We start from the raw sequence: 26,651 nt of genomic DNA, 5'->3' as shown, positions 1-26,651 counted from the left end.
TGATAACTGTCATTCTGGAAAACTAAATTATGCTTGTATCTTATAAATGGTTAAAAGAATTGGTGGACATTGATGTGCCATCACAAGAGTTGGCTGAAAAAATGTCAACTACAGGGATCGAGGTAGAAGGTGTCGAATCACCGGCTGCTGGTCTCTCAAAAATTGTCGTCGGTGAGGTCTTGTCTTGCGAAGATGTGCCAGACACTCACCTCCATGTTTGTCAGGTTAACGTTGGCGAAGAAGAAGCCCGTCAAATCGTCTGTGGTGCCCCAAATGTGCGTGCTGGTATCAAGGTTATGGTAGCTCTTCCAGGAGCTCGTATCGCTGACAACTACAAAATCAAAAAAGGGAAAATCCGCGGTCTTGAGTCACTTGGGATGATCTGTTCACTTGGTGAATTGGGAATTTCTGACTCGGTTGTGCCTAAGGAATTCGCAGATGGTATCCAAATCTTGCCAGAAGATGCTGTTCCAGGTGAGGAAGTCTTCTCATATCTAGACTTGGATGATGAAGTTATCGAACTTTCAATTACCCCTAACCGTGCAGATGCCCTTTCTATGCGTGGAGTGGCTCACGAAGTGGCAGCCATCTATGACGAGGCAGTTAGCTTTAAGGAATTCAGTTTAACAGAAACGGACCAAGCTGCAGCAGATGCTCTTTCTGTGGGTATTGAGACAGACAAGGCGCCTTACTATGCCGCTCGTATCTTGGACAATGTGACTATTGCACCAAGTCCACAATGGTTGCAAAACCTTCTTATGAATGAAGGTATCCGTCCCATTAACAACGTAGTGGACGTGACCAACTACATCCTGCTCTACTTTGGTCAACCTATGCATGCTTTTGACTTGGGTACCTTTGAAGGGAGTGACATCCGTGTACGTGAAGCGCGTGTTGGTGAAAAATTAGTGACCTTGGATGGTGAAGAACGTGACTTGGACGTGAATGACTTAGTTATCACTGTCGCAGACAAGCCAGTAGCCCTTGCAGGTGTCATGGGCGGTCAAGCAACAGAAATCTCTGAAAACTCTAGTCGTGTTGTCCTTGAAGCTGCTGTCTTCAATGGCAAATCTATCCGTAAGACTAGCGGTCGCTTGAATCTTCGTTCTGAGTCATCTTCTCGCTTTGAAAAAGGTATCAATGTGGCAACTGTTAACGAAGCCCTTGATGCAGCAGCTAGCATGATTGCCGAACTTGCAGGCGCGACTGTGCGTAAAGGCATCGTTTCAGCAGGTGCACTTGATTCTTCAGATGTGGAGGTTTCTTCGACTCTTGCAGATGTTAATCGCGTCCTTGGTACGGAGCTTTCATACGCTGATGTCGAAGATGTCTTCCGTCGTCTTGGCTTTGGTCTTTCTGGAAATGCAGACAGCTTTACAGTCAGCGTACCACGTCGTCGCTGGGATATCACTATCGAAGCAGACCTCTTTGAAGAAATCGCTCGTATCTATGGATATGATCGCTTGCCAACCAGTCTTCCAAAAGATGACGGTACAGCTGGTGAATTGACAGCGACACAAAAACTTCGACGTCAAGTTCGTACCATTGCTGAAGGAGCAGGTTTGACAGAAATCATCACCTATGCTCTAACAACTCCTGAAAAAGCAGTTGAGTTTACGGCTCAACCAAGCAACCTTACTGAACTTATGTGGCCAATGACAGTGGACCGTTCTGTCCTCCGTCAAAATATGATTTCTGGTATCCTTGATACAGTTGCCTACAACGTGGCTCGTAAGAACAAAAACTTGGCTCTTTACGAGATTGGAAAAGTCTTTGAACAAACAGGCAATCCAAAAGAAGAACTTCCAAATGAGATCAACAGCTTTGCCTTTGCCTTGACAGGCTTGGTTGCTGAAAAAGATTTCCAAACAGCAGCAGTTCCAGTTGATTTCTTCTATGCTAAGGGAATCCTTGAAGCCCTCTTTGCTCGTTTGGGACTCCAAGTAACTTATACAGCAACATCTGAAATCGCTAGCCTTCACCCAGGTCGTACAGCTGTGATTTCACTCGGTGACCAAGTTCTTGGTTTCCTTGGCCAAGTGCATCCAGTCACTGCTAAGGCTTACGATATTCCAGAAACGTATGTAGCTGAGCTTAACCTTTCAGCCATCGAAGCTGCGCTTCAACCTGCTGCTCCATTTGTGGAAATCACCAAATTCCCAGCAGTCAGCCGTGACGTTGCCCTCCTTCTCAAGGCAGAAGTGACTCACCAAGAAGTTGTGGACGCGATCCAAGCTGCCGGCGTGAAACGTTTGACAGATATCAAACTCTTTGACGTCTTCTCAGGAGAAAAATTGGGACTTGGTATGAAGTCAATGGCTTATAGCTTGACCTTCCAAAATCCAGAAGACAGCTTAACGGACGAAGAAGTCGCACGCTATATGGAAAAAATCCAAGCGTCTCTCGAAGAAAAAGTCAATGCAGAAGTGCGTTAAACGATAGTATGATACAAATTCCCCCTCTAGTTTATGAACACTAGAGGGGTGATTTTATATAATACTCAATGAAAATCAAAAAGCAAACTAGGAAGCTAGCCGTAGGTTGCTCAAAACACTGTTTTGAGGTTGTAGATAAGACTGACGAAGTCAGTAACCATATGTCTAAGGTAAGTCGACGCTGACATGGTTTGAAGAGATCGTCGAAGAGTATAAAATAATTAAAATGTGATTTCTGTAAAAATACATCTATGATCAGAGTTTTGAAAACTTACAATGTCTAAATCTTTAACATAGTAGTGGTTTTTAGGCAATAAAATATGATCTATTGTTGCATTAAAAAGTTTTGGACTTTGGCTATTCCAAGTTCCTCTTTTAAAAGGTGGAAGTGCATTTAATGCGTCCCTATGAGAGCTTATTTTTGCAAGTGCTCCATGACGCATAGTTGCATTAAAATCACCTGCAATAATAGCCTTTGGATATTTTGAAGCCAGTTGATTATGAATGATGTTTAAGTCTTGCTTCCAGATTTCCATTAAACCTGGCAGAGGAGGAGCAGTATGCAAAGCAATGATATCTGGTATATTTTGTTTTCTCGAATGTAATAGAATTGTCCCGAACCGTGTTGTATGGAAAGTTTCAGCTTCTGTATAGAAATCGTAACTTTTCTTGACAATCACAGTCACAGGAGCTACTCCACTATTGGTAGGTGGAGAAGTAAAAATATCATAGTTGGCCATAGAAAGTCCAACTTGATGAAACAATAGTTTGATTCTCTGGTTTTCTTGCTCACCTCTGATATTGGTAGCTAGTTCAGGAAATATAGCCATATCGGCATCAAAATGGCTAAAAATTCGCTCAATATGTTGTGCTTCTATTTGATTAGCGACGTTCCAAGTTACTAATTTTAAGGTTTTAGTCTTATTTGATGCAGAAGAAAGGGTTTTATCTGTTCCGAATAATAGTAATATGAACGATAGTAAGAGCAAGATGCTAGAATAAAACCGTATTTGTTTATTTTTCTTGTAAAAAGATAGGGAAAAAAATACGAAACTTAAAATAGAAGCCATAGTTGCAGTAGCTAAGGGGAAGGCATAAATCTGTGCCAAGATAGGTCTGGTAGATAGCCAAATATTAAGATTAGAAGATGGAAAAAAAGAATAAGCTATGATAGGGATAGCAAAGAGAATGACAGAAAAGGCAGAGAGAAATATTTTAATCATTGTATGAGTACCTCGATTTGCAATGGTTGCTCGGAGCTAATGTGACTTTGTGACTTTACTTGATTGATATTCTTTTTTTGTCTTCCTCATAGATTAAGTACAACCCAAGTAAAAAAAGTCCAATTTAAGATTGAAATGATTAAAAGGCACAGAAATGCAAGACAATTATACTACAAAAGGCAAACATTTGACAATCGATAGCCGTCGCTTAATCGAACGATGGAAAAAAGAAGGAAAATCAAATAGAGAAATTGCCTCTCTACTTGGAAAAGTTTCTCAAACTATCCACACTGAAATCAAGCTTGACCAAGGAACTAAAGGAAAAGATTCTCCACTATCATAACCAAAAATTTTCGGCTGAAATGATGGGGATGGCTAAAGGGGTTAACGTGGAAATTTCAACCATTTACTATTGGATTCATCATGGAAAATTAGGATTGTCAAAACAGGATCTGCTTTATCCTAGAAAAGGAAAAGCGCTTAAGAAACAAGCTAGTCCCAACTTTAAACCCGCTGATCAATCTATCGAATTATAATTCGCTCATTTTTTCAAAAAATACATAGATCTAAAAGACAGAGGCTTAAGCGATGAAGAATAGTGCTATCGGGAGTAACTGGAAGGATGTCCGATCTCAACTCTTTACCAAGGAGGAAATTCTTGAAAGTGATATGCGGGTAGCTATCATGAGCGAGTTGATTGAAGCCAGATATAAGCAAGGAATCAGTCAGAAAAAGCTAGAGGAACTTAGTTGGAGTGAGTCAACCTGTCATAGCTAGGATGGAAACAGGTAAGACTAGTCCCCAGTTGGATACGGTATTGAAAGTTTTAGCCAGTTTAGGAAAGACACTAGCAGTCGTCCCACTCGAACAGAGAAAAAGTTGATAGGAAGAAGTTGGAAAACTTTAACAAATTTAACAGTTATAGTGCCTCAAGTGTATAATATAGAAAAATTATGCTTTATTTATATCAAGTGTGAACGAAGTGAGCTTTTAGCGGATATTTCCCGCTATAGTGGTATTCTAGATAATAATTTATTATTATCTAGAACGGAATTTTTGAGACATTCTGGCTCAAAAATTAGGGATGAAATTACGAAGTAAGTTGCTCCCGTCCGCACTTTTCAGGGAAATATCAGAATTACAAAAGAAAAATCAACCTATAGTCTTTTCTAATAACAAGTCATAGTCACTTATAAGAATTACTAATAACGCGTTTGAGCATTCTAACCGGAATACGCCTATAAAACAAGCTATACAAAGGATTTGAGGCATTTGTTTCAAGTCTTTTTCTTTTGTATAAAACAGAGATATAGTTTCAAACTATATCAAAGCCTAATTTTTTACAATTATACAGACGCATTCTTTTCTGTTAAGATAGTTTCAACAACAAATTTTGGAGGACACATCATGTCAACTACAATCATCGGTTTCCCTCGTTTGGGCGAATTCCGCGAATTAAAATTTACAACTGAAAAATACTTTAGAAAAGAAATCTCAGAAGAAGAACTCTTGGCAGCAGCAAAAGATTTGCGTGCTAAACACTGGAACATTGTCAAAGAAAAAGGCATCACTGAAATTCCATCAAATGACTTTTCTCACTATGACAACTTCCTAGATGCAGCTTTCCTTTTCAACGTGGTACCTGCTTCAGTTCAAAACTTGGACTTGTCTGACCTTGAGCGCTACTTCGCTTTGGGTCGTGGTTACCAAGGAGAAAAAGGGGACGTTCGCGCCCTTCCAATGAAGAAATGGTTCAACACCAACTACCATTACATCGTTCCTAAATTTGAAAAAGACACTCAAGTAAAATTGGCAGGTCACAAGATTTTCGATGAATTCCAAGAAGCAAAAGAACTTGGATTGAACACTCGTCCTGTCCTTGTAGGTCCATTCACTTTCCTTCAATTGTCAGACTTTGAAGAAGGTGTGAAAGCAGAAGATTTCGTAGACAGTCTAGTGGCTGCTTACCAAGAAGTTTTTGCTAAATTGGCTGAACTTGGTGCATCTCGTATCCAACTCGACGAAGCTGCTCTTGTGAAAGATTTGACTGCCGAAGAAAAAGCTCTCTTCTTGAACCTTTACAATAAACTTTTGGCTGACAAAAAAGGTCTTGAAGTATTGCTTCAAACTTACTTCGGTGACGTTCGTGACGTTTACGCTGACCTTGTGAAATTGCCAGTAGATGCTATCGGTCTTGACTTCGTTGAAGGTAAGAAAACTCTTGAATTGGTTAAAGGTGGCTTCCCAGCTGACAAGACTCTCTACGCAGGTATTGTCAATGGTAAAAACATCTGGCGTAACAACTACGAAAAGAGCTTGGCTGTTCTTGAACAAATCCCAGCTGAAAACATTGTCTTGACAAGCTCATGCTCACTTCTTCATGTGCCATTTACAACAGCTAATGAAGAATTTGAACCAGCAATCTTGAACCACTTTGCCTTTGCAGTTGAAAAATTGGATGAGATTCGTGATTTGGATGCTATCCGCAATGGTCAAGGAGAAGAAGCACTTGCAGCTAACAAAGAACTCTTTGCGACTGAGCGTGTTGGTGAAAATGCTGAACTTCGTGCGCGTATCGCTGGCTTGACAGACGCAGACTACACTCGTTTGCCAGCCTTTGCAGAACGTGAAGCTATCCAAGAAGAAGCTTTCAAACTTCCAGCTCTTCCAACAACAACTATCGGTTCATTCCCTCAAACTAAGGAAGTTCGTGCGAAGCGTTTGGCTTACCGTAAAGGTGAATTGTCTCAAGAAGAGTACGATGCTTTCCTTGCTGAAACAATTGACGAATGGATCAAATGGCAAGAAGATATCGACTTTGATGTCCTTGTTCACGGTGAATTTGAGCGTAATGACATGGTTGAGTACTTCGGTCAAAACTTGTCAGGTTACCTCTTCTCTAAAAATGGTTGGGTACAATCATACGGTATGCGTGGGGTGAAACCACCAATCATTTGGGGTGATGTCACTCGTCTTAACCCTATCACTGTTAAATGGTCTAGCTATGCACAAAGCCGTACAAACAAACCTGTTAAAGGTATGTTGACTGGACCTGTGACCATCCTCAACTGGTCATTCCCACGTGAAGACATCTCTATTAAGGATTCTACTCTTCAAATCGCCCTTGCGATCAAGGATGAAGTGCTTGACCTTGAAGCTGCTGGTGTGAAGATCATCCAAATCGACGAGGCTGCTCTTCGTGAAAAATTGCCACTCCGTCGTAGCGACTGGTACGAAGACTACCTTGACTGGGCAATTCCTGCCTTCCGCTTGGTACATTCAACAGTAGCACCAGACACACAAATCCACACTCACATGTGTTACTCAGAATTTACAGATATCATCCCAGCTATCGATAACATGGATGCAGACGTTATTTCCTTTGAAGCTAGCCGTTCAAACCTTGAAATCTTGGACGAACTCAAAGCGAAAAACTTCCAAACAGAAGTGGGCCCTGGGGTTTACGATATCCACTCACCTCGTGTACCAAATGAAGGCGAAATCGACAATACAATCGAAGCCATCCTTGCTAAAGTGCCAAGCAAGAAAGTTTGGATCAACCCTGACTGTGGTTTGAAAACACGTGGTATTCCAGAAACAAAAGAAAGCTTGATCCGCCTTGTGGAAGCAGCTAAAGCTGCGCGTGAGAAATTGTAAGATAAGATTTCTCTAAAAGCGCTGTTTGGTCAATCTGCCTGTTTCACTTGGGTTCTAGGAGTCCAGCTAACGAAAAAATCAACTAGAAAAGGATAATGACTATGTCACGCCAAACACCGTCACTCTCATTTGAAGTGTTCCCTCCAAACCCAGCCGTGGGTAATGATAACATTATTTCTGCTCTTCAAGATATGCAGGAGTTGGCTCCCCACTTTATCAGTGTAACTGCCAGCAATAATAAATTTAATATCAAGGAAACGACGGTTCGTTTGGCTGACTTTATCCAAAATGATTTGGCGATTCCGACTATTGCTCACTTGCCAGCTATCTATCTGACCAAGGACAAGGTGGCTGAAACGATTGCAGACTTGGACAAGGTTGGAGTGCAGAAAATCTTGGCTCTTCGTGGGGATGTTATTCCAGATGTGGAACCACAAAAGGATTTCCGCTACGCAACTGACTTGATCGAGTTCATCAAGGAACAAGCCCCTCACTTTGATATTGTTGGTGCTTGTTATCCAGAAGGTCATCCAGATTCACCAAATCAGATTTCAGATATTCAAAATCTTAAGAAGAAAGTGGATTCAGGCTGTTCGAGTCTCGTAACTCAGCTTTTCTTTGACAATGAGCGCTTCTATGATTTCCAAGACAAGTGCATCTTGGCTGGGATTGATGTTCCTATTCATGCAGGGATTATGCCAATTCTGAATCGAAATCAGGCTCTCCGCCTCTTGAAGACTTGTGAGAATATCCACCTTCCACGCAAATTTAAAGCCATCTTAGACAAGTATGAGCATGACCCTGAGTCGCTCAGAGCAGCAGGACTTGCCTATGCAGTGGACCAAATCGTGGACTTGGTAACTCAGGATGTTGCAGGTGTGCATCTCTACACTATGAACAATGCTGAAACAGCAAAATACATCCACCAAGCAACCCATGCCTTGTTTAATCATCAGTCCTTAGGGTAATAAAAAGCAAACCATTCTTCTCAGGTGAGGGGAATGGTTCCTTTTTAATGGTAAAGACCGTACTTTTTAAGAAAAATATGATAAAATAAACTCTGTACGTACTTGATACAAAGATGAGGGTATTGAAGTTTTAAAGGTTTTTTCAAATGTGGTTGGAGCGACACGAGTGAGTCAAATCGATATTATTTGACGAGAGAGTTAGTAAAGCATTTAGCTAATCGCCTGATAGCGATTAGCGTGAAAGGTTTAGATGCTTTAGTATCAAATCTTTCTAATGATTTATATCTTGAGTAATTGAACTCGCCTACAACTCTGTGGAAAAAGATAAATCTGCCTAGGAGCGGTCGCTCCGTCGTCCGATTTCCTATTTTCCTTTGAGTTGCTTAACGGCTTAGTATCTTGATCTTTGTAGGCAAGGCGTATAATTTCATCAATCCAAAGGGGATTAAAATGACAAAACAAGTGTTTCAAACGACTTTTGCGGGTCGTGAGTTAATTGTAGAGACTGGTCAGGTTGCTAAGCAGGCAAATGGCTCTGTTGTCGTGCGTTACGGTGAGTCAACTGTCTTGACTGCGGCCGTGATGTCTAAGAAAATGGCAACTGGAGATTTCTTCCCTCTTCAAGTCAACTACGAAGAAAAAATGTATGCAGCTGGGAAGTTTCCTGGTGGCTTTATGAAACGTGAAGGACGTCCTTCAACGGATGCGACTTTGACAGCACGTTTGATTGACCGTCCAATCCGTCCAATGTTTGCGGAAGGTTTCCGTAATGAAGTGCAAGTGATTAACACTGTCCTTTCTTACGATGAAAATGCATCTGCACCTATGGCAGCTATGTTTGGTTCATCATTGGCATTGTCTATTTCAGATATTCCATTTGACGGCCCAATTGCTGGGGTACAGGTGGGCTATGTAGATGGTCAAATCATTATCAACCCTACGCAAGAACAAGCAGAGCAATCTCTCCTTGAATTGACAGTAGCTGGTACCAAACACGCCATCAACATGGTAGAATCTGGTGCTAAAGAATTGTCAGAAGAAATCATGTTGGAAGCTCTCCTTAAAGGGCACGAAGCAGTTAAAGAATTGATTGCCTTCCAAGAAGAAATCGTTGCGGCAGTCGGTAAAGAAAAAGCAGAAGTGGAATTGCTTCATGTAGACGCTGACTTGCAAGCTGAAATTATCGCAGCCTACAACAGCGACCTCCAAAAAGCGGTTCAAGTAGAAGAAAAATTGGCTCGTGAAGCTGCTACTCAAGCAGTTAAAGACCAAGTAACTGCTGTTTACGAAGAAAAATATGCAGACCACGAAGAATTTGACCGTATCATGCGTGATGTGGCTGAAATTTTGGAACAAATGGAACACGCTGAAGTGCGCCGTTTGATCACAGAAGATAAGGTACGTCCTGATGGTCGTAAGGTCGATGAAATCCGTCCTTTGGATGCGGTTGTTGACTTCCTTCCTCGTGTACACGGTTCTGGTCTCTTCACTCGTGGCCAAACTCAAGCTCTTTCAGTCTTGACCTTGGCTCCGATGGGAGAAACTCAAATCATTGATGGTTTGGATCCAGAGTACAAGAAACGCTTTATGCACCACTATAACTTCCCACAATACTCTGTAGGGGAAACTGGTCGTTACGGTGCGCCAGGTCGTCGTGAAATCGGTCACGGTGCTCTTGGTGAGCGTGCTCTTGCTCAAGTCTTGCCAAGTTTGGAAGAATTCCCATATGCTATCCGCTTGGTAGCTGAGGTCTTGGAATCAAATGGTTCTTCATCTCAGGCTTCTATCTGTGCTGGAACGCTTGCCCTTATGGCTGGTGGTGTGCCAATCAAGGCGCCAGTAGCAGGGATTGCTATGGGACTTATCTCAGATGGAAATAACTACACAGTCTTGACAGATATCCAAGGTTTGGAAGACCACTTTGGAGATATGGACTTTAAGGTTGCAGGTACCCGTGACGGGATTACAGCCCTTCAAATGGATATCAAGATCCAAGGGATTACTGCAGAAATCTTGACTGAGGCTCTTGCCCAAGCCAAGAAAGCGCGTTTTGAAATCCTTGATGTGATTGAAGCAACCATTCCAGAAGTTCGTCCAGAATTGGCTCCAACTGCTCCGAAAATTGATACCATTAAAATTGATGTGGACAAGATTAAGATTGTCATCGGTAAAGGTGGAGAAACTATCGACAAGATTATCGCTGAAACAGGCGTTAAGATTGATATCGATGAAGAAGGAAATGTGTCTATCTACTCTAGCGACCAAGATGCTATTAACCGTGCCAAAGAAATTATTGCTGGTCTGGTTCGTGAAGCTAAGGTGGACGAAGTTTACCGTGCTAAAGTCGTTCGTATCGAGAAATTTGGTGCCTTTGTTAACCTTTTTGATAAGACAGATGCCCTTGTTCATATCTCTGAGATGGCTTGGACGCGTACCAATAATGTCGAAGACTTGGTAGCCATCGGAGACGAAGTTGATGTTAAGGTTATCAAGATTGATGAAAAAGGACGTGTGGATGCTTCTATGAAAGCCCTTCTTCCTCGTCCTCCAAAACCTGAACGTGATGAAAAAGGCGAAAAGTCTGAGAGACCTTACCGCCCACGTCATCACAGGGATCACAAACCTAAGAAAGAATTTACAGAAACACCAAAAGATTCAGAATAAGAAAAGGAGAAATGTATGGGATGGTGGCGCGAAACCATTGATATCGTAAAAGAAAATGATCCAGCGGCCCGCACCACTTTGGAGGTTTTGCTGACTTATCCAGGTGTCAAGGCCTTGGCGGCCCACCGTCTCTCGCATTTTCTCTGGAAGCATGGCTTCAAACTCTTGGCTCGTATGCACAGTCAGTTTTGGCGCTTTTGGACTCAGATTGAGATTCATCCAGGTGCCCAAATCGACTCTGGAGTCTTTATTGACCATGGTTCAGGCCTGGTTATCGGAGAGACTGCTATTGTTGAAAAAGGTGTTATGCTTTACCACGGGGTGACTCTTGGTGGAACAGGGAAAGACTGTGGCAAACGCCATCCTACCGTTCGCAAAGGAGCGCTTATATCCGCTCATGCCCAAGTCATTGGACCTGTGGAAATTGGTGAAAATGCTAAGGTTGGTGCAGCAGCAGTTGTTGTGGCAGACGTGCCTAGTGATGTGACGGTTGTTGGTATTCCGGCCAAGATTGTCCGCCTTCATGGTAAAAAGGATGAGCCGGTCATTCACGAAGTTGAAGAAAAACGAGAGTACTATGTCAATAAACTCGAGCAGGCTAAAGAAGCCAGTCACAGATCGTCTGGTTTGTAGAGGGTACCTATATGATTCAAGCAAGAAACAAGTTAAGCCAAGAGGAGCTATCTGAGGCGAAAAAACTAATTAACTGTTGCCAAAACTATGACGGTACCTATCGTGATCCCTATCTCTCTAACATGCTTAATTTTGACCCAAACATGCCCGCCTTTTTCCTTTATTATGAAAAAGGCGAACTTGTTGGTCTCTTAACTGTCTATGCAGATGATCAAGATGTGGAAGTGACGATACTGGTTCATCCAGGTCATCGCCATCAGGGGATTGCGCGTGCATTGTTTACTAGTTTTGAGAGAGAAACAGTTTCTTTTTCTATTAGTTCAGTCACTTTTCAGACAGAGCGTGTTTTTCTAGACCGTTATCCTGATTTTGTCATCAACTGGGGATTGATCGAAGACGAGGATACAGAAACCTGGTTAGGTAAGGATAGCAAACCTTATCCGTTAGCAACTGTTTCCAATCTTGAAGTTTTGTTAGCAGATAGTTCGTATCAGGATCAAATTAGTCAATTAAAATTTCAGGCATTCTCAGAGGAACATGAGTCTAGAGAGATTGTGGATAGATATGTCGCTGAAGCTCTGAAGGATCCAGAAAGCCGCTTGTATATTTTATTAAAAGATGGTCAGGTTATTGGGACTTGCACGGTAGATTTATCGACTAATACGAATTACTTCTATGGTTTAGCAATATCGGAACCTGAACGTGGAAAAGGCTATGGAAGCTACTTAGCAAAATCACTTGTCAACCAACTAATTGAGCAAAATGACAAGGAATTTCAGATTGCAGTAGAGGACAGCAATGTAGGTGCCAAGTGTTTGTATGAAAAAATTGGCTTTGTCAAACAGACTCAGGTGGTTTATCTGAATGAGAAAGGAGCAAGGGATTCCGAAGTGTAGAGACATTCGGACTGAAATTCAATTGAACTCTTAGTGATGAAATTAACTGTCCTTGGATTTTAGTTTTCCTGACTATTATTTTATGATTAAAATTTACGATACCATGTCTCGTGATTTGGGAGAGTTTGTCCCGATTGAGGATGGTAAGGTTAAGATGTATGTTTGTGGGCCAACGGTGTACAACTATATTCACGTGGGGAATGCCCGTTCGACGGTGGCTTTTGATACCATTCGTCGCTACTTTGAATATCGTGGTTATGACGTTGCCTATATTTCCAATTTTACGGATGTGGATGATAAGATTATCAACCGTGCCAAGGAAGAAGGTATCACGCCTCAGGAGGTTGCGGACAAGTACATCGCTGCCTTTCGTGAGGATGTGACGGCCTTGGGCGTCAAACCTGCGACTCGCCATCCGCGTGTGGTGGAGTTTATGGATGATATCATTCGTTTTGTCGCTGACTTGATTGAAAAAGGTTATGCTTACGAGAGTCAAGGGGATGTTTACTTCCGTGTGGAAAAATCTCACAACTATGCCAAATTGGCTAACAAAACCTTGGAAGATTTGGAGCTAGGTGCATCAGGTCGTACTGATGAAGAAACGGCTCGCAAGGAAAATCCTGTAGACTTTGCACTATGGAAATCTGCCAAATCAGGCGAGATTTCTTGGGACAGTCCTTGGGGACCTGGTCGTCCGGGTTGGCATATCGAATGTTCAGTCATGTCAACAGAGATTTTGGGAGATACCATTGATATCCACGGTGGTGGAGCCGACCTAGAGTTTCCACACCATACCAATGAAATTGCCCAGTCAGAAGCAAAAACAGGCAAGACCTTTGCCAACTACTGGATGCACAATGGCTTTGTCAATATCGATAATGTCAAGATGTCCAAGTCCTTGGGTAACTTTATCACAGTGCACGATGCCCTTAAAACTCTTGATGGCCAAGTGCTTCGTTTCTTCTTTGCGACTCAGCATTACCGTAAGCCTATCAACTTTACGGAAAAGGCAGTGCGTGATGCAGAAACTAATCTCAAGTATCTAAAGAACACTTACGAACAACCATTTACAGGAAACGTGGATGCCCAAGACTTGCAAGCTTTTAAAGATAAGTTTGTAGCAGCTATGGATGAGGATTTCAACTCTGCCAACGGTATTACAGTAGTCTTTGAAATGGCCAAATGGATCAACTCAGGGAACTATGATGCAAGTGTTAAGCAAGCTCTTGCGGCTATGTTAGATGTCTTTGGAATTGTTTTTATTGAGGAAGTTTTGGATGCAGAGATTGAAGACTTGATCCAAAAACGCCAAGAAGCGCGTGCCAATCGTGACTTTGCGACAGCGGACCAGATCCGTGACCAATTGGCTGCTCAAGGGATTAAGCTCCTTGACACCAAGGATGGAGTGAGGTGGACTCGTGATTGATGTCAATCTCATTAACGGGATTGCGTTAGCTTTTGAGGGGGACGCGGTGTATTCCATGTATATTCGTCGTCACCTTATCCTCAAAGGTATGACCAAGCCCAATAAACTTCACCAAGAGGCGACCAAGTATGTCTCAGCCAAAGCTCAGGCTCGCCTGATTTCCCTCATGTTAGAGGAGCAGGTCCTAACGGAAAAAGAAGAAGAAATCTATAAACGTGGTCGTAATACCAATAGTCACACCAAGGCTAAAAATGCCGATGTGGTGACTTATCGTATGTCCACAGGTTTTGAAGCAGTCATGGGTTATCTCCATATGACTGAAAATTTGGAACGTCTTGAGAGCTTGATTTCGTGGTGCATCCAAAAAGTGGAGGGATAGGACATGATGGCAAAAGAACTACAAGACTGGTTTCCTGAGGCTCAGATTTCAGACCAACCAGTAGAGAAAGAGGGTTACTTAACTCTTCCTTTAGCTTCTCAGCAGTGGCTTTTGCTGGAGAAAGCTGGGCTCAGTGAGCGTGAAAAGCAGTTGGTTGCCCTTTTGACCCAGCAGGAGCAGGCTCGTTCGCTCAATCCTTGGTATTCCTATCTGATTGAGGGCAAGGGTCAGGCACCACAAACTTTTAAAAAGATTCAGTTGGTTTATTGTCATCTTTCCTATTTTCAGCAGGAAAATCTAGCTTCTTGGCTAGATATGATGCGGATTCTTTTTCCTAACTGTCAGACAGTGCTTCAGGTCGGAGCTCAGGATTATGTTTTCGTGTTGCAACAAGATAAGTACTCCTCTGTACGTTCAATCTTATCTGATACGATTGAAGCGGTTGAGTATGACTTTGGACTGCGTCTCTCTATTATGTTAGGCCAGGTTTGGTCTCAGACGGGGAATCAAGCCCTATCGGACTTAATCAAAGCGGAGCGGGATTTGTTTAAGATTTGGTGGCGTCAGGGTCACCAAGGTGTTCATACTTTTTCTCAGCTCTATCTTTGGAGTATGGGAGAAAGACTCGTGGACTTGAGAGTAATCAAGGAATGTCTACACCAGATGATTTTGGATCAAGATCAGATTCAGGAAATCATCCTCTCTCTTTGGGAAAATAGTGCTGTTCTCACTAAAACAGCCCAGCAACTCTATCTGCACCGCAATTCTCTCCAATACAAGATTGATAAATGGGAAGAGTTGACAGGGCTTCAGTTGAAAGAGTTGACCGACCTGACCCTGTGTTATCAATTGATTTTAGGTTCTTTGTCAACTATAGTTGGTTTGTAAAGAAGTTAATATTTGGAGAAGAGGATTGCCATCTTCTCCATTTTTATGTGCAGAGTTATAGTGGATTGATGCTGGGAAAGTACACTGTGACTGCTAAAACATTCTTAGAAGTTGCTTTGATTCTCCAAATCTATTTATGTAAATTTTATGTTATTTTACTATAGTTGTTTGATTTTTGTTTAGTATTAGAAGATTAAAAATCAATGAATAAATCTACCAGCAGATGATTCAAAACGTCCTTTTGAAGCTCTAGGTAAAGCAAAGTTGACGTAGTTTGAAGAGGTCTTTCATAGTGGGAACATCCAATTTTGGTGTGTTTAGTTATGGAGTTTTTCCTAGTGATACTTATATCTAGACACAAAACTATAGCTTGAGAGCTAGTCATTTTCAGATAAGATTTAACTTTTCCTAATACTGGGTTTTGTTTGCTTTTCAGAGTCCTTTTCTACTAGAAACTGGAATGTATCCTATTTATAGTAGTAATCGCTAGAAATATGGTAGAATCAAAAAAGAATCAGCTGCTTTTTTATGTAAATTTCAACCTGTGAAGTCTAAAAATTTTTAACTTTCTCCTTTCTTTTCCGAATAAATAGATAGTAGCAGTGAATCTAGTAAACCTAGATTTAATACTCTTCGAAAATCTCTTCAAACCACGTCAACGTCGCCTTGCCGTATATATGTGACTGACTTCGTCAGTCTTATCTGCAACCTCAAAACAGTGTTTTGAGCAACCTGCGGCTAGTTTCCTAGTTTGCTCTTTGATTTTCATTGAGTATAAGACTGTGGTATAATAAAAGGAGGAAAAGGATGATTCTAAGACATCCGGGCATTAGCCCAACTAATGATTTGGTTGCTAAGAAAATTTTCAGCAACCCAGAAATCACTTGTCAGTTTATTCGCGATATGCTGGACTTGCCAGCAAAAAATGTGACCATTTTGGAGGGAAGCAATATTCATGTCTTGCCTTCCATGTCCTATTCAGCGCAGGATTTCTACACCAGTATAGATGTCTTGGCGGAGTTGGATAATGGAACCCAAGTAATCATTGAAATTCAGGTGCATCATCAGAATTTTTTCATCAATCGTTTATGGGCTTATCTGTGCAGTCAGGTCAATCAAAATCTTGAAAAAGTTCGCCAACGAGAAGGTGACACACACCAAAGTTACAAACACATTGCCCCAGTTTATGCTATTGCAATTGTAGATAGTAACTACTTCCAAGATGACTTGGCTTTCCATAGCTTTAGTATGCGCGAGGACACGACAGGTGAGGTTTTAACTATCACCAATAATGGACAAGAAAACCATCTAGTTAAGATGGCATTCTTGGAATTAAGAAAATATAGAGAAACCAGCAAAGACAAGGTTCGCAAGCCGTGGTTGGAATTTTTCGGGAATAAGCCCTTTACCCAGCAACCTGAGCGAGCCATCAGCCAGGCAGACCAACTGCTGGACTACAAGAGCTGGTCCGAGGAGGACAGGAAGATGTTTAGTCAACTACGTATGCGAGAAGAACAAGCCTTGTTAGCGCAGGACTATGCCTTGGAAACAGCTAGGGCGGAAGGTATCGAACAAGGACTTGAACGTGGGAAAGTTGAAGGAAGTCTGTCTATGCTACTAAATCTCGTTCGTCAAGGTCTTCTAACATCTGAAGTTGCCAGTAAGCAGTTGGGGATGACCGTCGCTGAGTTTGAGGCGCTTTTGTAAGTTAGGGGATGTATCTAGCTTTTCTCTTAAAATCTTATCAGAGTGCTAGGAAACTTACATCATATTTCACGATTTTCAGCAGAATGGTTCTGCTGATTTTATATAGAAAAAATGGCGGATTTTATCTTTCTATAGATAGGGTCTGTTTTTTATTTATATTAAATTTAAAATATTATCCATAATAAGGTTGATAGATAAGGGTTTGCATATATATATATATATATAATCGCAAGAAAATACTGTTATATCGGCTTTTTTGCTACTTTTTTAATCTTATCTTCATCTTGGTTTATACTTGATTTCTTTCCGTAAAAGTATTACTATAAAGTTGACATATTATGTGTTGTGGGTTTTTGTGTACTCTTTTGAGGAAAGTTGACCTGTGATACAATGAAAGGATGCTATGCTCATGTTTGGAAAAAAACATAGTGATAATGGTGAAAAAATTTACCGTTACTCAATAAGAAAATATCATTTTGGAGCTGCTAGTGTTGCAGTGGCGGCTCTGATGTTCTTTGCGAATGGGGTGCAAGCGCAGGCCCCTGCAGTGTCTCCAGTAACAGCTAGTGATGTAGTTGCTGGACCTTCTGGAAATTCAGATGGGGATCCACAGGATTCAGATGAGGAGAGTCCTGAGAAAACGGCAGTAGTTGAACAGCCAGTTGAGCTCAAATCAGCAGGAGAATCTAGCGCTCCAGAAGCTAAAACTGAAGAAGGAAGTCAAGAAGAATCAGAAGCTGAAGTTAAAAGTCCTCAGCCCGAGACTAAGATAGATGAGAACGCAGAAGTTCCTCAAGTGACGAAGGAAAAGGATCAGGAAGTATCAGCGCCAGTAGCTGACACAAGTGCAGCCAAATCGACACAAAGCACCCTAGAAGCTTTGTTGGCAAATCTGACCTTAGACTCCATGAAGGCTCTCCACACTGAAGTGGAAGAAGGTCTCGCAAAGGCTAAGGCGGTCTTAGAGAATCCAAAAGCGACACAAGCACAGGTTGATGAGCAAGTCAAACTCATGGAAGACCTGACTCGTCGGGTCAAGGAAGCTTTGTCACCTCAAGTTTCAACTCCTCCAGTCTTAGAAAAAGCAGGTCTAACAAACACTACGCTGGCTGCTCCAGAGGGGGCTGTACTAACTCCAAAGGAAGCTGTTACAAAAGTCCTAGAGAAGAATCCGGTAGCATCAACTAATGGAGAAGTTAGGACTCCATCAACTAAACTTTCAAAGTCAGAAGTTAGTGATAATCAGAATAAAGAAAAATTGAAAACGATTTCAAAAGATTTATCTGCCTATCTGATACAGGCAAATGAAATCACACGTCCTGAGACTAAGAAACTTTTAGAAGGAGTAGAAGAAATTGTTAAATCAATTGAAGCTAGTGTATTACAACCTCAGTTAACACCAGCTGAAATTGAAGAACTCCTCAAAAAAGGAAAGCAAGCTGAGAAGAAACTTGCCTTAGCACTTACTCGTGAGAACTCTGGTAAACGTGATTTGCGAAATAGCAAACCAATGAAACAAGGCTCAGACTTTAGAGCTAATCCGACTGGTCTTAATACAAAAAGAGCCTACATTGTTCAAAATGGTGATGGTTCTGGATTGCCTGCTGAGACTTATTTGTATGCATTGAGACGGGGGCTGAGCGAAAGACCTAGGGCAGATAATTTACGAGAAGTAAATGAGGCTTTGGAAGAAGCTAAGATTACGGTTCAGGATAACGGTAATGGTGATTTTACTTGGAATATTCATTTTAATAGTGGCTATAAAGGTCACAAAAATGCTTTCTATTGGTTTACTCTTCCTAAAGGTCATAAAGTTACAGAGGTGCTGGGGATTACAAAAACCTCTTCTCGTGGGGGAAGAAGTTCTTCGATTGGTAGTTTTGACTTGGATAAAGAGTGGGATACTAAAATTCTATCCATTGTAGGAGGAGATAAAAAAGGAGCTCATGGACCTGCTAAAGGTCCACATGATTTTAATTTTAATTTTAACAGTCTTACAGATGTTACAAATACTACTTTTATCCCTAGTGTTGGTGGGACGCAAAGAGTTCAAACAGGTCCTACTTCTGATAAAAGTTCCTCAGGGTATTATTATTTAGGACCTCTTACTAATAGATTTAATATGATAGATTGGAACACATCTGTTCCTGATGGAGTTGCAAAAAAAGCAGCTAGGAACATTGAAGGGTTACATGCTAACACCAATCAGTTATATCACTTTACTCATGATACTGGTGAGATTACGATTACGTATAAAACTCACACGGAAGATAAGTACGCTCCGCTATATTATGCTGCTGGTATGAGAAGCATTGAGGATAATTCTGCAAAAATGTACTTCATGGCGAGAGGTTTACAAGAAAAGCCGAATGCTCCGACAGTTACACCTAATAGTGAGGGAGCAGTAACCGTAACTCCTTATGCTGATTCTGCTCAAAATAAAAACGTGGATAAGGTAGAACTTTCTTATACGAATAATGGTGCAAAGAAAACGGTAACCCTAATACGTAACCCTCAAAACGGAACATGGAGTAGTAGTGGGGATGGTGCGGATGGAATTCAAATCAATGGAAATTCATTTTCATTAAAAGCAGGAACTGCTAGTGTTGGAACAGATGTTATAGCGAAATCTTACTTTGGAAATAGTGATGCTAGTAACGAAAGTAGACAAAGAATTCGTACGCGTACTGTAAAACCGACAGTTACTCCTAATCAAGATGGTTCTGTGACAGTAACTCCTAACGGAAATGCTGACTATTTGACTGTTAAATATATTGAAGAATCTAATAATCAAAATAAGGAAATTACTGCTAATAAGCAAGGTTCTACATGGACAGTGACAGGTGGTACCAATGTTACAATTGATTCAAGTAGAGGGATAGTGACTATTCCAGCAAATAGTGTTAAAGACAGTAGTACAGTAGAAGCCCAAGCTCAAGCAAAAGCTGCAGATGAGTTCATAAGTGAGAAGGTTACTGCTAGAGCTGAGGATCAAGATAGAACTGCTCCAACTATTCGAGTTCGTAAAAATGGAACAAACACATGGTTGACGCCTAAAGACGGTGTAGTAACAGTTGTTGCTAAGCCAAATAATAGTGGGGAAGTTCATTTAGACGTAAGCATTGAAGATAATCAGGGAGGTAGTGGGTATCATTTCAGTTCTGTTTCAGGTAGCTCACAAACAGCTAAATATGAGGGAACTGGTTATAATAGCAATTCATCATTATATACAACGATTGATAAAGCGTCTGATGCAACAGCTCTTTTGAAATTAAAGTTGAATAATGTTGATAATCAACCTGCTACTGAAGTTCCTAGTTCAGGAATTACTGTAAAATTAAATGCTAAAGATAATGCTGGAAACTGGACAAGTGCTTCGAATAAAAAAGAAGTAACAGTAAAAATTGTTTCTGCTAAACCGACATATCCAGACAAAATCTTAGTGAAAAATCCTGATAATATAAAAGATACAGAAAAAAATGCCATTATTGAAAAATTGAAAGAGGCGAATAAAAATCATCCGGCAGGAGCTCCAACCTTTACTAAAGGTGAAGGAGAGCATGCAAATGATATTGTAGCAACTTATTCAGATGGCACAACTTATTATGTACCCTTAAATGATGTGACAAAATATGAAATTAAATCTAAATTCCCTAAAGGAACAAAAGATTTAACATTTATATCAGGAGAAGCAGGAAATACTAATTGGGGACATTCTAGAGATTATTTTACTTATGGTGATGGTACAGCTATTTCAGATAGTAGATGGTCTTCAGCGTTAGATGATATTACACGTCCATTTGCGAATGCTAGTTTAACCGTAGGAGATAATAAAAAAATAGAAGTTACAGGACCAGACGGAAATGGTTCTACTAAAAAATATATCATTGATTATAGAGTGGTAGATGCGGTAACCCCTAAAAAGAATATGTACACTGTAAAAGGGAAAGATTTTATTGTTTCTAATACAACTAAAAATGCATTGGCAGAAGACTTTTTTAATAATACTTCCGGAAAACAAATTACATGGAAAACAGGAAATCAACCAAATAAAAATGAGTCTGTAAATTCAGAACATACAGCAATTGCAAATGTAACATATCAAGGGGTAGGTAGAAATGGTCTACCAATTACTCGTGAAAGTTCAGTGAAGTATCGTATTGTAAATACTGTATCTAAAAAAGCAATTTTTGAAGCAAACCAAGGCGGAAGTTTAACGGGTGGAAATGATTCTCTAGCGTCTAGTTATACTAAGTCTGAATTAGGCGAGAAAACACATATTACTACGGAAGAATTCGTGGCTGGTTCTAATGGTATAACGGCTACTCCGCCTTCTGCTACAGTTCCAGGAAATGTGAATAAAAAAATAAAAGTCACATATGATAACGGGCAAACTGATGAGATTGATGTAGCAATAAGAGTGAAACCAAATACACCAACGGTAACACCGACACTTACTAATGGAAGAGTTTCTTCAATCGATAGAACATTGAAAGGAACAGGTATTCCAGGTGCTAAGATTACAGTAAAAGTAAAAGATGCTGTTCTTAAAGAAACTACTGTACGAAATGATGGGTCGTGGGAAGTTACTCTTGATAGAGGATTGAATAGTAATATTACAACTCAAGCACAACTTCCAGAAACTCCAAAGGATCCAGTGAAAGTTATTCAGAGTGTAGATGGTGTAGAGAGTACAGAAAAAAATGTTGAAGTAGCGTTAGGAGCTGCAAGACTTCAACCAACGGAAAATACTGGTACTAGTTTATATGCAGGTGCCAAAAAAATTGTTGTAAAAGTACCCCATGATGCTGGAGCGTTCTATGTAAAATATGTAAGTAAAAATAATGAGAATCATGAAGTAGGATTTTATCGTACATCAACTACTGGCAATTGGACAGCGGCTAATGAAGACCGTGGAGTAGTTGCAACTACAGAGAAATTAGATAATTTTACTGACACTGTTACGATAGATATGAAAGAATCTATCAAAGAAGGTACAGGCAATCAAGGAGCTGGAGCAAAGGCTAATATTACAAAATCTGGTTATGGAAGTCCAGAAGATTGGCAGTATATTAACGTAACCAACGAAAAACCAACGTTAGCAGCTGCTTTCCAAGGAGATAAGAAAGTCGTTGAATATGGTTCGACACTTGATTTGAATAGTTTAGTCACTGCAAGCGATAAGGAAGATGGCACAGGACTTATAAGAGGTAATGGAACATCAGTTGAAATTATTTCCGTTAATGATAGTGCTACAACTAAAGAGATTAACACACGTAATCTTGGTAGATATACTGTAAAATATAGAGCTACAGATAGCCAAGGAAAACAATCTGATGAAAAAACAATAACGGTAGAAGTTGTTGATACGGTTAAACCAGTTGTAAAACTAGTTGGTGACGATGGTCGTGATATTACCTTAACAGAAGGAACAGCAGATACAAACTTACCGAAAGTGACGGTATATCGTGGTGAAAAAGCAAATGTTACGATAAAAACGTCTGATAACACAGGTAAGATTCAAGAACTTCGTGGAAGTGGGATGCCAAGTGGTATATGGTTTAACAAGGATAAGAGTGCAGATAGAGAGGTTTGGTTATCTAGTGATACTGCTACGGAATCTAATCCGCTAAGTCATACAATTACAGGTGTCGTAGAAACACGTAACGCAATTGAAGAAAAAATTGTTACGATAAAAGCAACTAACAAGACTAACCCAGCAAACGTGACAACTGTTAAATTCAAAATGGTTGTGAAGGAACAAAAAGAAAAATATGATCCAACAACACCAACAAATGCAGTAAGCTTTAACAATTTAGGAAACAATATTCCAGCAACGGATGCTAATAAAATCACAGATCAAGTAAATATACCGAATTTATCTGCAGAAGCAACTCAGGCAGGAGTGACTAAAGCACTTAAGGACAATGGAACTATAAAAACAGTAGCTGGTAAGAAAGTTGTGACTGTAACAGTTACTTATCCAGACCGTTCTACAGATGAAGTGGATGTACCTGTTGCACAAAATTACAATGTGGTAGCTCGCCCTATTATTAACTTCAAGCAAGGAGAAACTCTATCTGATGCAGATAAACGTAGCTTAGTACAGTTACAAGATGGTGATAAGAAGGTAGATATTCCTAGTGATGCGAATGTTAGTTTGACTTTAGATACAAACAAATCTGCGACTGATGGTAAGGTTGTTACTAAAACTACAACAGCGACGGTAACATTTGCAGACAAAACTGTTAAACAGGTTACTGTAAATTATAAAGTTTTAAGTACATTCCCGATAGCAAATACTATTTATGATTTTGTAGGAGTAAGCCATGGAAGTGACCATTCCGCTTATTATGTCAATAATGGACATAATGTTCCTGATAATATGTCATGGGTTTATAAAAAAGAAAACGGCACTGAAAAATCTGGAACAGCGTTTACAAATGAACTTGCGAAAGATATAGTAGGCTCAACTACTTACACATTCACTGGTAAGTATAATTATGGTCGATTTACAGATAATCCAAGCGATGCAGATAAGTTAAAACATGAGGGTACTCTTGTTCATAAAGTGTTTGATATAGCCGCTAATACAACAAAATTGACAATTGCTAAGGGTCATCAATTGACAGCTGCACAAGCTAAAGATGCGGTGATGAAGGCGCAAGGGTCAGATGATTTACCAACAGGTACGACTTATGAGTGGGTAGAAAATCCAGACACAAGTACACCAGGGGTAAGAACCTATAGAGTGAAAGTGACCCTACCACCATCACAAACAGGCAATGATCAACCAACTGCAACACAAGTAAAACCGTCTAAAACAATTGATGTGACTGTTAATGTTAAACCAACAGCTCCAACGGTAACTCCGGCAACTAACGGTGATGTTACAGTAACTCCAGCGAATGAAACAAATGTGACTAAATTGGAAGTGACTTATACTCCAGCGGACACAAATCGATTAGAAGATAATGGAAATGTCGCAAAAACTACGCATACACCTACAAAGATTGTTGCTAGTAAGGGAGCTAACAATAAATGGACGATTACAGAAGGTGATAAAGCCGGCGTTACTATAAATGGCGATACGGGTGCAATTACACTGAAAGACCATATCGTTAAGGATCAAACAAGTGTAAGTTCAACTGATTCGGCACAAGATGTTTCAAGTAGTAGTAGTCAAGAGAATGCTAATAATGGCGAACAAGATAAGCCGACAATTGGTTTAAACAATACGCTTGTAGGTGTTGGAAAAGCGTTCAATCTTTCTCTTGATTTATCAGACGGAACTGGTGTAGGTGTAGACGATGCAAACATTAAGGTTACTGTACCAGCAGGAGTAACTTACGATGCAACAACAAAATCAATCAAAGGAACAATAAGTTCAGTCACCAAAAATGATATTACAGTAAGAGTCCTAGATAAAAATGGGAATAAAGCTGAGAAAACAATTTCTATAGCTGCTGTGAAACCTAAACCTATCTATGCGATTAAAGATAGTGCTATTCCGAATGTAGGCACTGCAAGTAATTTTGTGGAAGTTCCTACAGGGGTAACAAATCCAAGTGTTGCTTGGAAGGATGGTCAACCATCGACAGCGACAGCAGGCGAAACACATAAAACTGTGACGGTTAGTGCGAATGGTTATACTTCGACAGAAGTCGATGTTCCGGTGACGGTATATCCAAAAGTGACTTATCGTAAGGTAGGCGGAACAGAAGTGAATACCTACCATGAAATTGTTGATCAACCGTTGACGTCAAGATTAGTTTCAGGTGGAGGTGCCTTTAATCCTGTAACTCCAGATTACTATATAGCGTTTGAAGGAGGAGGAAAACCAGAAGGAACTCGTGTTGAATTTGAAGATGGAGCACCTGCTGATACAAGTACGACTGCAGGAGTAACGACTAAAACAATCGTTGTGACCTATCCGCATGGAACTGGAACTGTTAAGAAGACAGTTACATTCAAGACTTATGGTAATGAAGCGAAGTATGAGGATGGAAAAGATTCTGTAGAAACAATAGTCGGAACTCCTGTTACTGCAAGAAACAGTGTTAAGTTAAGTAATCCAAAACTTCCAAATCCAAGTGGTACTGCTTTTGTATGGTGGAAAAACAATAGAGAATACACTCCGAATAATAAAATTGGGAAACATATAGAAAATGCTAATGCTTGGTATGGTTCTACTGTCCGAACAGCTCGTGGAGATAGTACGAATAACTACAATGACCAAAACATTAGTGTTAATATAACAATCAAACCACAAGCACCGACAATTGAAGAGAATGCTTTGCGTGGTAAAGGAACGACTAAACCGAATGTATCGGTAGGAAATCTTCCAACGAATAATCAGTTAGAAACTGGTGCAAGAGTTACAGTTGAATTGTATTCAGGAGATAAGAAAGTTGCCTCTAAGACAGTAAATGGCGGAACAACTTCAGTTGAATTTGATAAGAATGATTATACTGATAATCTAACTTATAGTGATAAAGTTCATGCGGTGGTTAAAGTTGAGGGTGGTAGCGGAACTACAGCCTATAACTTGTCATCTGCAAATAGTAATGATGTCCAAGTCACTCCTCAAAAACCAACTTTTGACGCAACTGCGGTCACTTCAACTAGTCGTACACTAAGTGGTACATTAGGTGGATTTGACGATGCTAATAAAGTAGTCGAAGTTCATTTGAACGATGAACATAATACAGTTTTATCTAGTGCTGATGGGCGCGTGACAATCACTGGAGATAAATGGACAGCTAAACTTCCAGACAATGTAAAACTTCGCCAATCAGTTGCTAAAAATGGAGAAACTGCCAAACCATCAGGTATTACAGTAGAGAATAAGGTTGCAGGTACTACAATCTCTACTACAAGTGATGCAAAAGAAGTCTCAATGGGTTCTTACTCTGTAACACCTACAATTGCGGGTAGCAAGCATATCGATATTACAGTCCCACATGATGCTAAACGAGTTGAATTACGATTCCATAACAATCAAGAAACTGGGGATAAAGCAAATAGTATCACTCTTGTACGTAGCGCAGATGGTACTTGGCACACAGATGCAACTCGTGCTGATAATACAACGGTGACAGATGCAAATGGATATGTTGGAACAATTACTTCTATTGCAAGTCAGACTAATCCATCAGAAAGTATTATTACTATTCCTCTTAATGAAGAAAGTAACGGTAAGAAACTTCACATTAGAGAAGAAGCTGCTAACGGGGATAATACAGCAACCTACGGCAAAGGACTAGGTTTGCGTGTAGAATATCAACCAGAAGCAGGACAAGATCCAACAGCAGCTGGAAACTGGAAAGTCGCTAATGTTACGAATACAGCGCCTGTTCTAGCACATAAAGGAACAGAAGGAACTACTGAAGCTAATCGAAAAGTTTATGATTCTGGAACAACGTTGACAGCCGACTTGTTAAAAGATTTAGTGACAGTAACAGATGCAGAAGATGGACGTGCTACTGAAAGTGAAAAACCATACGGAACAGGAAATGTTAAAGTTGTATCTGGATTACCTACAGCAACAGGCGCAACTCCAGCTGGATTATATAAAGTAGCTCTGAAAGCAGTCGACAGCCAAGGTAAAGAAAGCAAAGCACTGACTGTTTATGTGGGAGTCAAAGAAGCCGCGCCAACTGCCCCAACCGTAGGACAATGGCAAAACGGTAACTTGAAAGTAACACCAGCCGCAGACAACGGAGGAGATAAGATTGAGATTCCGTTGAAAGCAGGCGGAACAGTTGTTGTCAAG

General features: G+C 40.5%; 12 protein-coding genes and 4 pseudogenes. 15 read left to right on the top strand and 1 reads right to left on the bottom strand.

Going from position 1 to position 26,651, the window contains the following annotated elements; genetic code table 11:
- Positions 1–29: 29 nt before the first annotated feature.
- Positions 30–2,435 (top strand): phenylalanine--tRNA ligase subunit beta, encoded by a 2,406-nt coding sequence (gene pheT, locus HWX15_RS02710; protein ID WP_175880209.1) that lies wholly within the window; start codon positions 30–32, stop codon positions 2,433–2,435.
- A 221-nt stretch (positions 2,436–2,656) separates the two neighbouring features.
- Here pheT and HWX15_RS02705 read toward each other — a convergent pair whose 3' ends face one another.
- Positions 2,657–3,658 (bottom strand): endonuclease/exonuclease/phosphatase family protein, encoded by a 1,002-nt coding sequence (locus tag HWX15_RS02705; RefSeq protein WP_175880208.1) that lies wholly within the window; start codon positions 3,656–3,658, stop codon positions 2,657–2,659.
- A 154-nt stretch (positions 3,659–3,812) separates the two neighbouring features.
- Here HWX15_RS02705 and HWX15_RS10325 point away from each other — a divergent pair.
- The 14 genes and pseudogenes from HWX15_RS10325 to HWX15_RS10280 form a co-directional block, all read left to right on the top strand.
- Positions 3,813–4,185, top strand: a pseudogene (locus HWX15_RS10325) (helix-turn-helix domain-containing protein); the annotation flags it as partial.
- Positions 4,186–4,246: 61 nt separating this feature from the next.
- Positions 4,247–4,541, top strand: a pseudogene (locus HWX15_RS02695) (helix-turn-helix domain-containing protein).
- Positions 4,542–5,065: 524 nt separating this feature from the next.
- A complete protein-coding gene (gene metE, locus HWX15_RS02690) occupies positions 5,066–7,315 on the top strand; it encodes a 5-methyltetrahydropteroyltriglutamate--homocysteine S-methyltransferase (RefSeq protein WP_124787891.1) in 2,250 nt (749 codons plus the stop codon).
- A gap of 101 nt (positions 7,316–7,416) precedes the next feature.
- Positions 7,417–8,283 (top strand): methylenetetrahydrofolate reductase [NAD(P)H], encoded by an 867-nt coding sequence (metF, locus tag HWX15_RS02685; protein ID WP_175880207.1) that lies wholly within the window; start codon positions 7,417–7,419, stop codon positions 8,281–8,283.
- 450 nt (positions 8,284–8,733) lie between these two features.
- Positions 8,734–10,947: a polyribonucleotide nucleotidyltransferase gene (gene pnp / locus HWX15_RS02680; RefSeq protein ID WP_175880206.1), complete on the top strand. Its 2,214-nt coding sequence runs from the start codon at positions 8,734–8,736 to the stop codon at positions 10,945–10,947.
- Positions 10,948–10,962: 15 nt separating this feature from the next.
- A complete protein-coding gene (gene cysE, locus HWX15_RS02675; protein WP_120164262.1) occupies positions 10,963–11,580 on the top strand; it encodes a serine O-acetyltransferase in 618 nt (205 codons plus the stop codon).
- An 11-nt stretch (positions 11,581–11,591) separates the two neighbouring features.
- Positions 11,592–12,476 (top strand): GNAT family N-acetyltransferase, encoded by an 885-nt coding sequence (locus HWX15_RS02670; RefSeq protein WP_050973751.1) that lies wholly within the window; start codon positions 11,592–11,594, stop codon positions 12,474–12,476.
- Between the two features lie 82 nt (positions 12,477–12,558).
- Positions 12,559–13,902 carry a cysteine--tRNA ligase gene (gene cysS, locus HWX15_RS02665; protein WP_175880205.1) on the top strand — a complete coding sequence of 448 codons (1,344 nt, stop codon included), beginning with the start codon at positions 12,559–12,561 and terminating at the stop codon, positions 13,900–13,902.
- Positions 13,895–14,281 carry a Mini-ribonuclease 3 gene (locus tag HWX15_RS02660; protein WP_000567927.1) on the top strand — a complete coding sequence of 129 codons (387 nt, stop codon included), beginning with the start codon at positions 13,895–13,897 and terminating at the stop codon, positions 14,279–14,281. The genes cysS and HWX15_RS02660 overlap by 8 nt, the downstream gene beginning before the upstream one ends.
- A 3-nt stretch (positions 14,282–14,284) precedes the next feature.
- Positions 14,285–15,169, top strand: a complete 885-nt coding sequence (locus HWX15_RS02655; protein ID WP_175880204.1) for a helix-turn-helix domain-containing protein — start codon at positions 14,285–14,287, stop codon at positions 15,167–15,169.
- An 807-nt stretch (positions 15,170–15,976) separates the two neighbouring features.
- The gene (locus tag HWX15_RS02650; RefSeq protein ID WP_175880203.1) at positions 15,977–16,876 is read left to right on the top strand and encodes an Rpn family recombination-promoting nuclease/putative transposase; all 900 of its coding nucleotides are present in this window, start codon (positions 15,977–15,979) and stop codon (positions 16,874–16,876) included.
- A 403-nt stretch (positions 16,877–17,279) separates the two neighbouring features.
- Positions 17,280–17,402, top strand: a pseudogene (locus HWX15_RS10290) (YSIRK-type signal peptide-containing protein); the annotation flags it as partial.
- Between the two features lie 2,520 nt (positions 17,403–19,922).
- Positions 19,923–20,510: pseudogene (locus HWX15_RS10285) on the top strand (hypothetical protein); the annotation flags it as partial.
- Positions 20,511–20,804: 294 nt separating this feature from the next.
- Positions 20,805–26,651, top strand: a 5,847-nt coding sequence (locus HWX15_RS10280) for a Rib/alpha-like domain-containing protein (RefSeq protein ID WP_420012136.1), incomplete at its 3' end; no start/stop codon positions are given.

Source organism: Streptococcus thalassemiae (genome assembly GCF_903645285.1).
GTDB lineage: Bacteria > Bacillota > Bacilli > Lactobacillales > Streptococcaceae > Streptococcus > Streptococcus thalassemiae.
The sequence above is the reverse complement of the archived record's forward strand: the minus strand, read 5'-3'. Positions and strand labels throughout refer to the sequence as shown.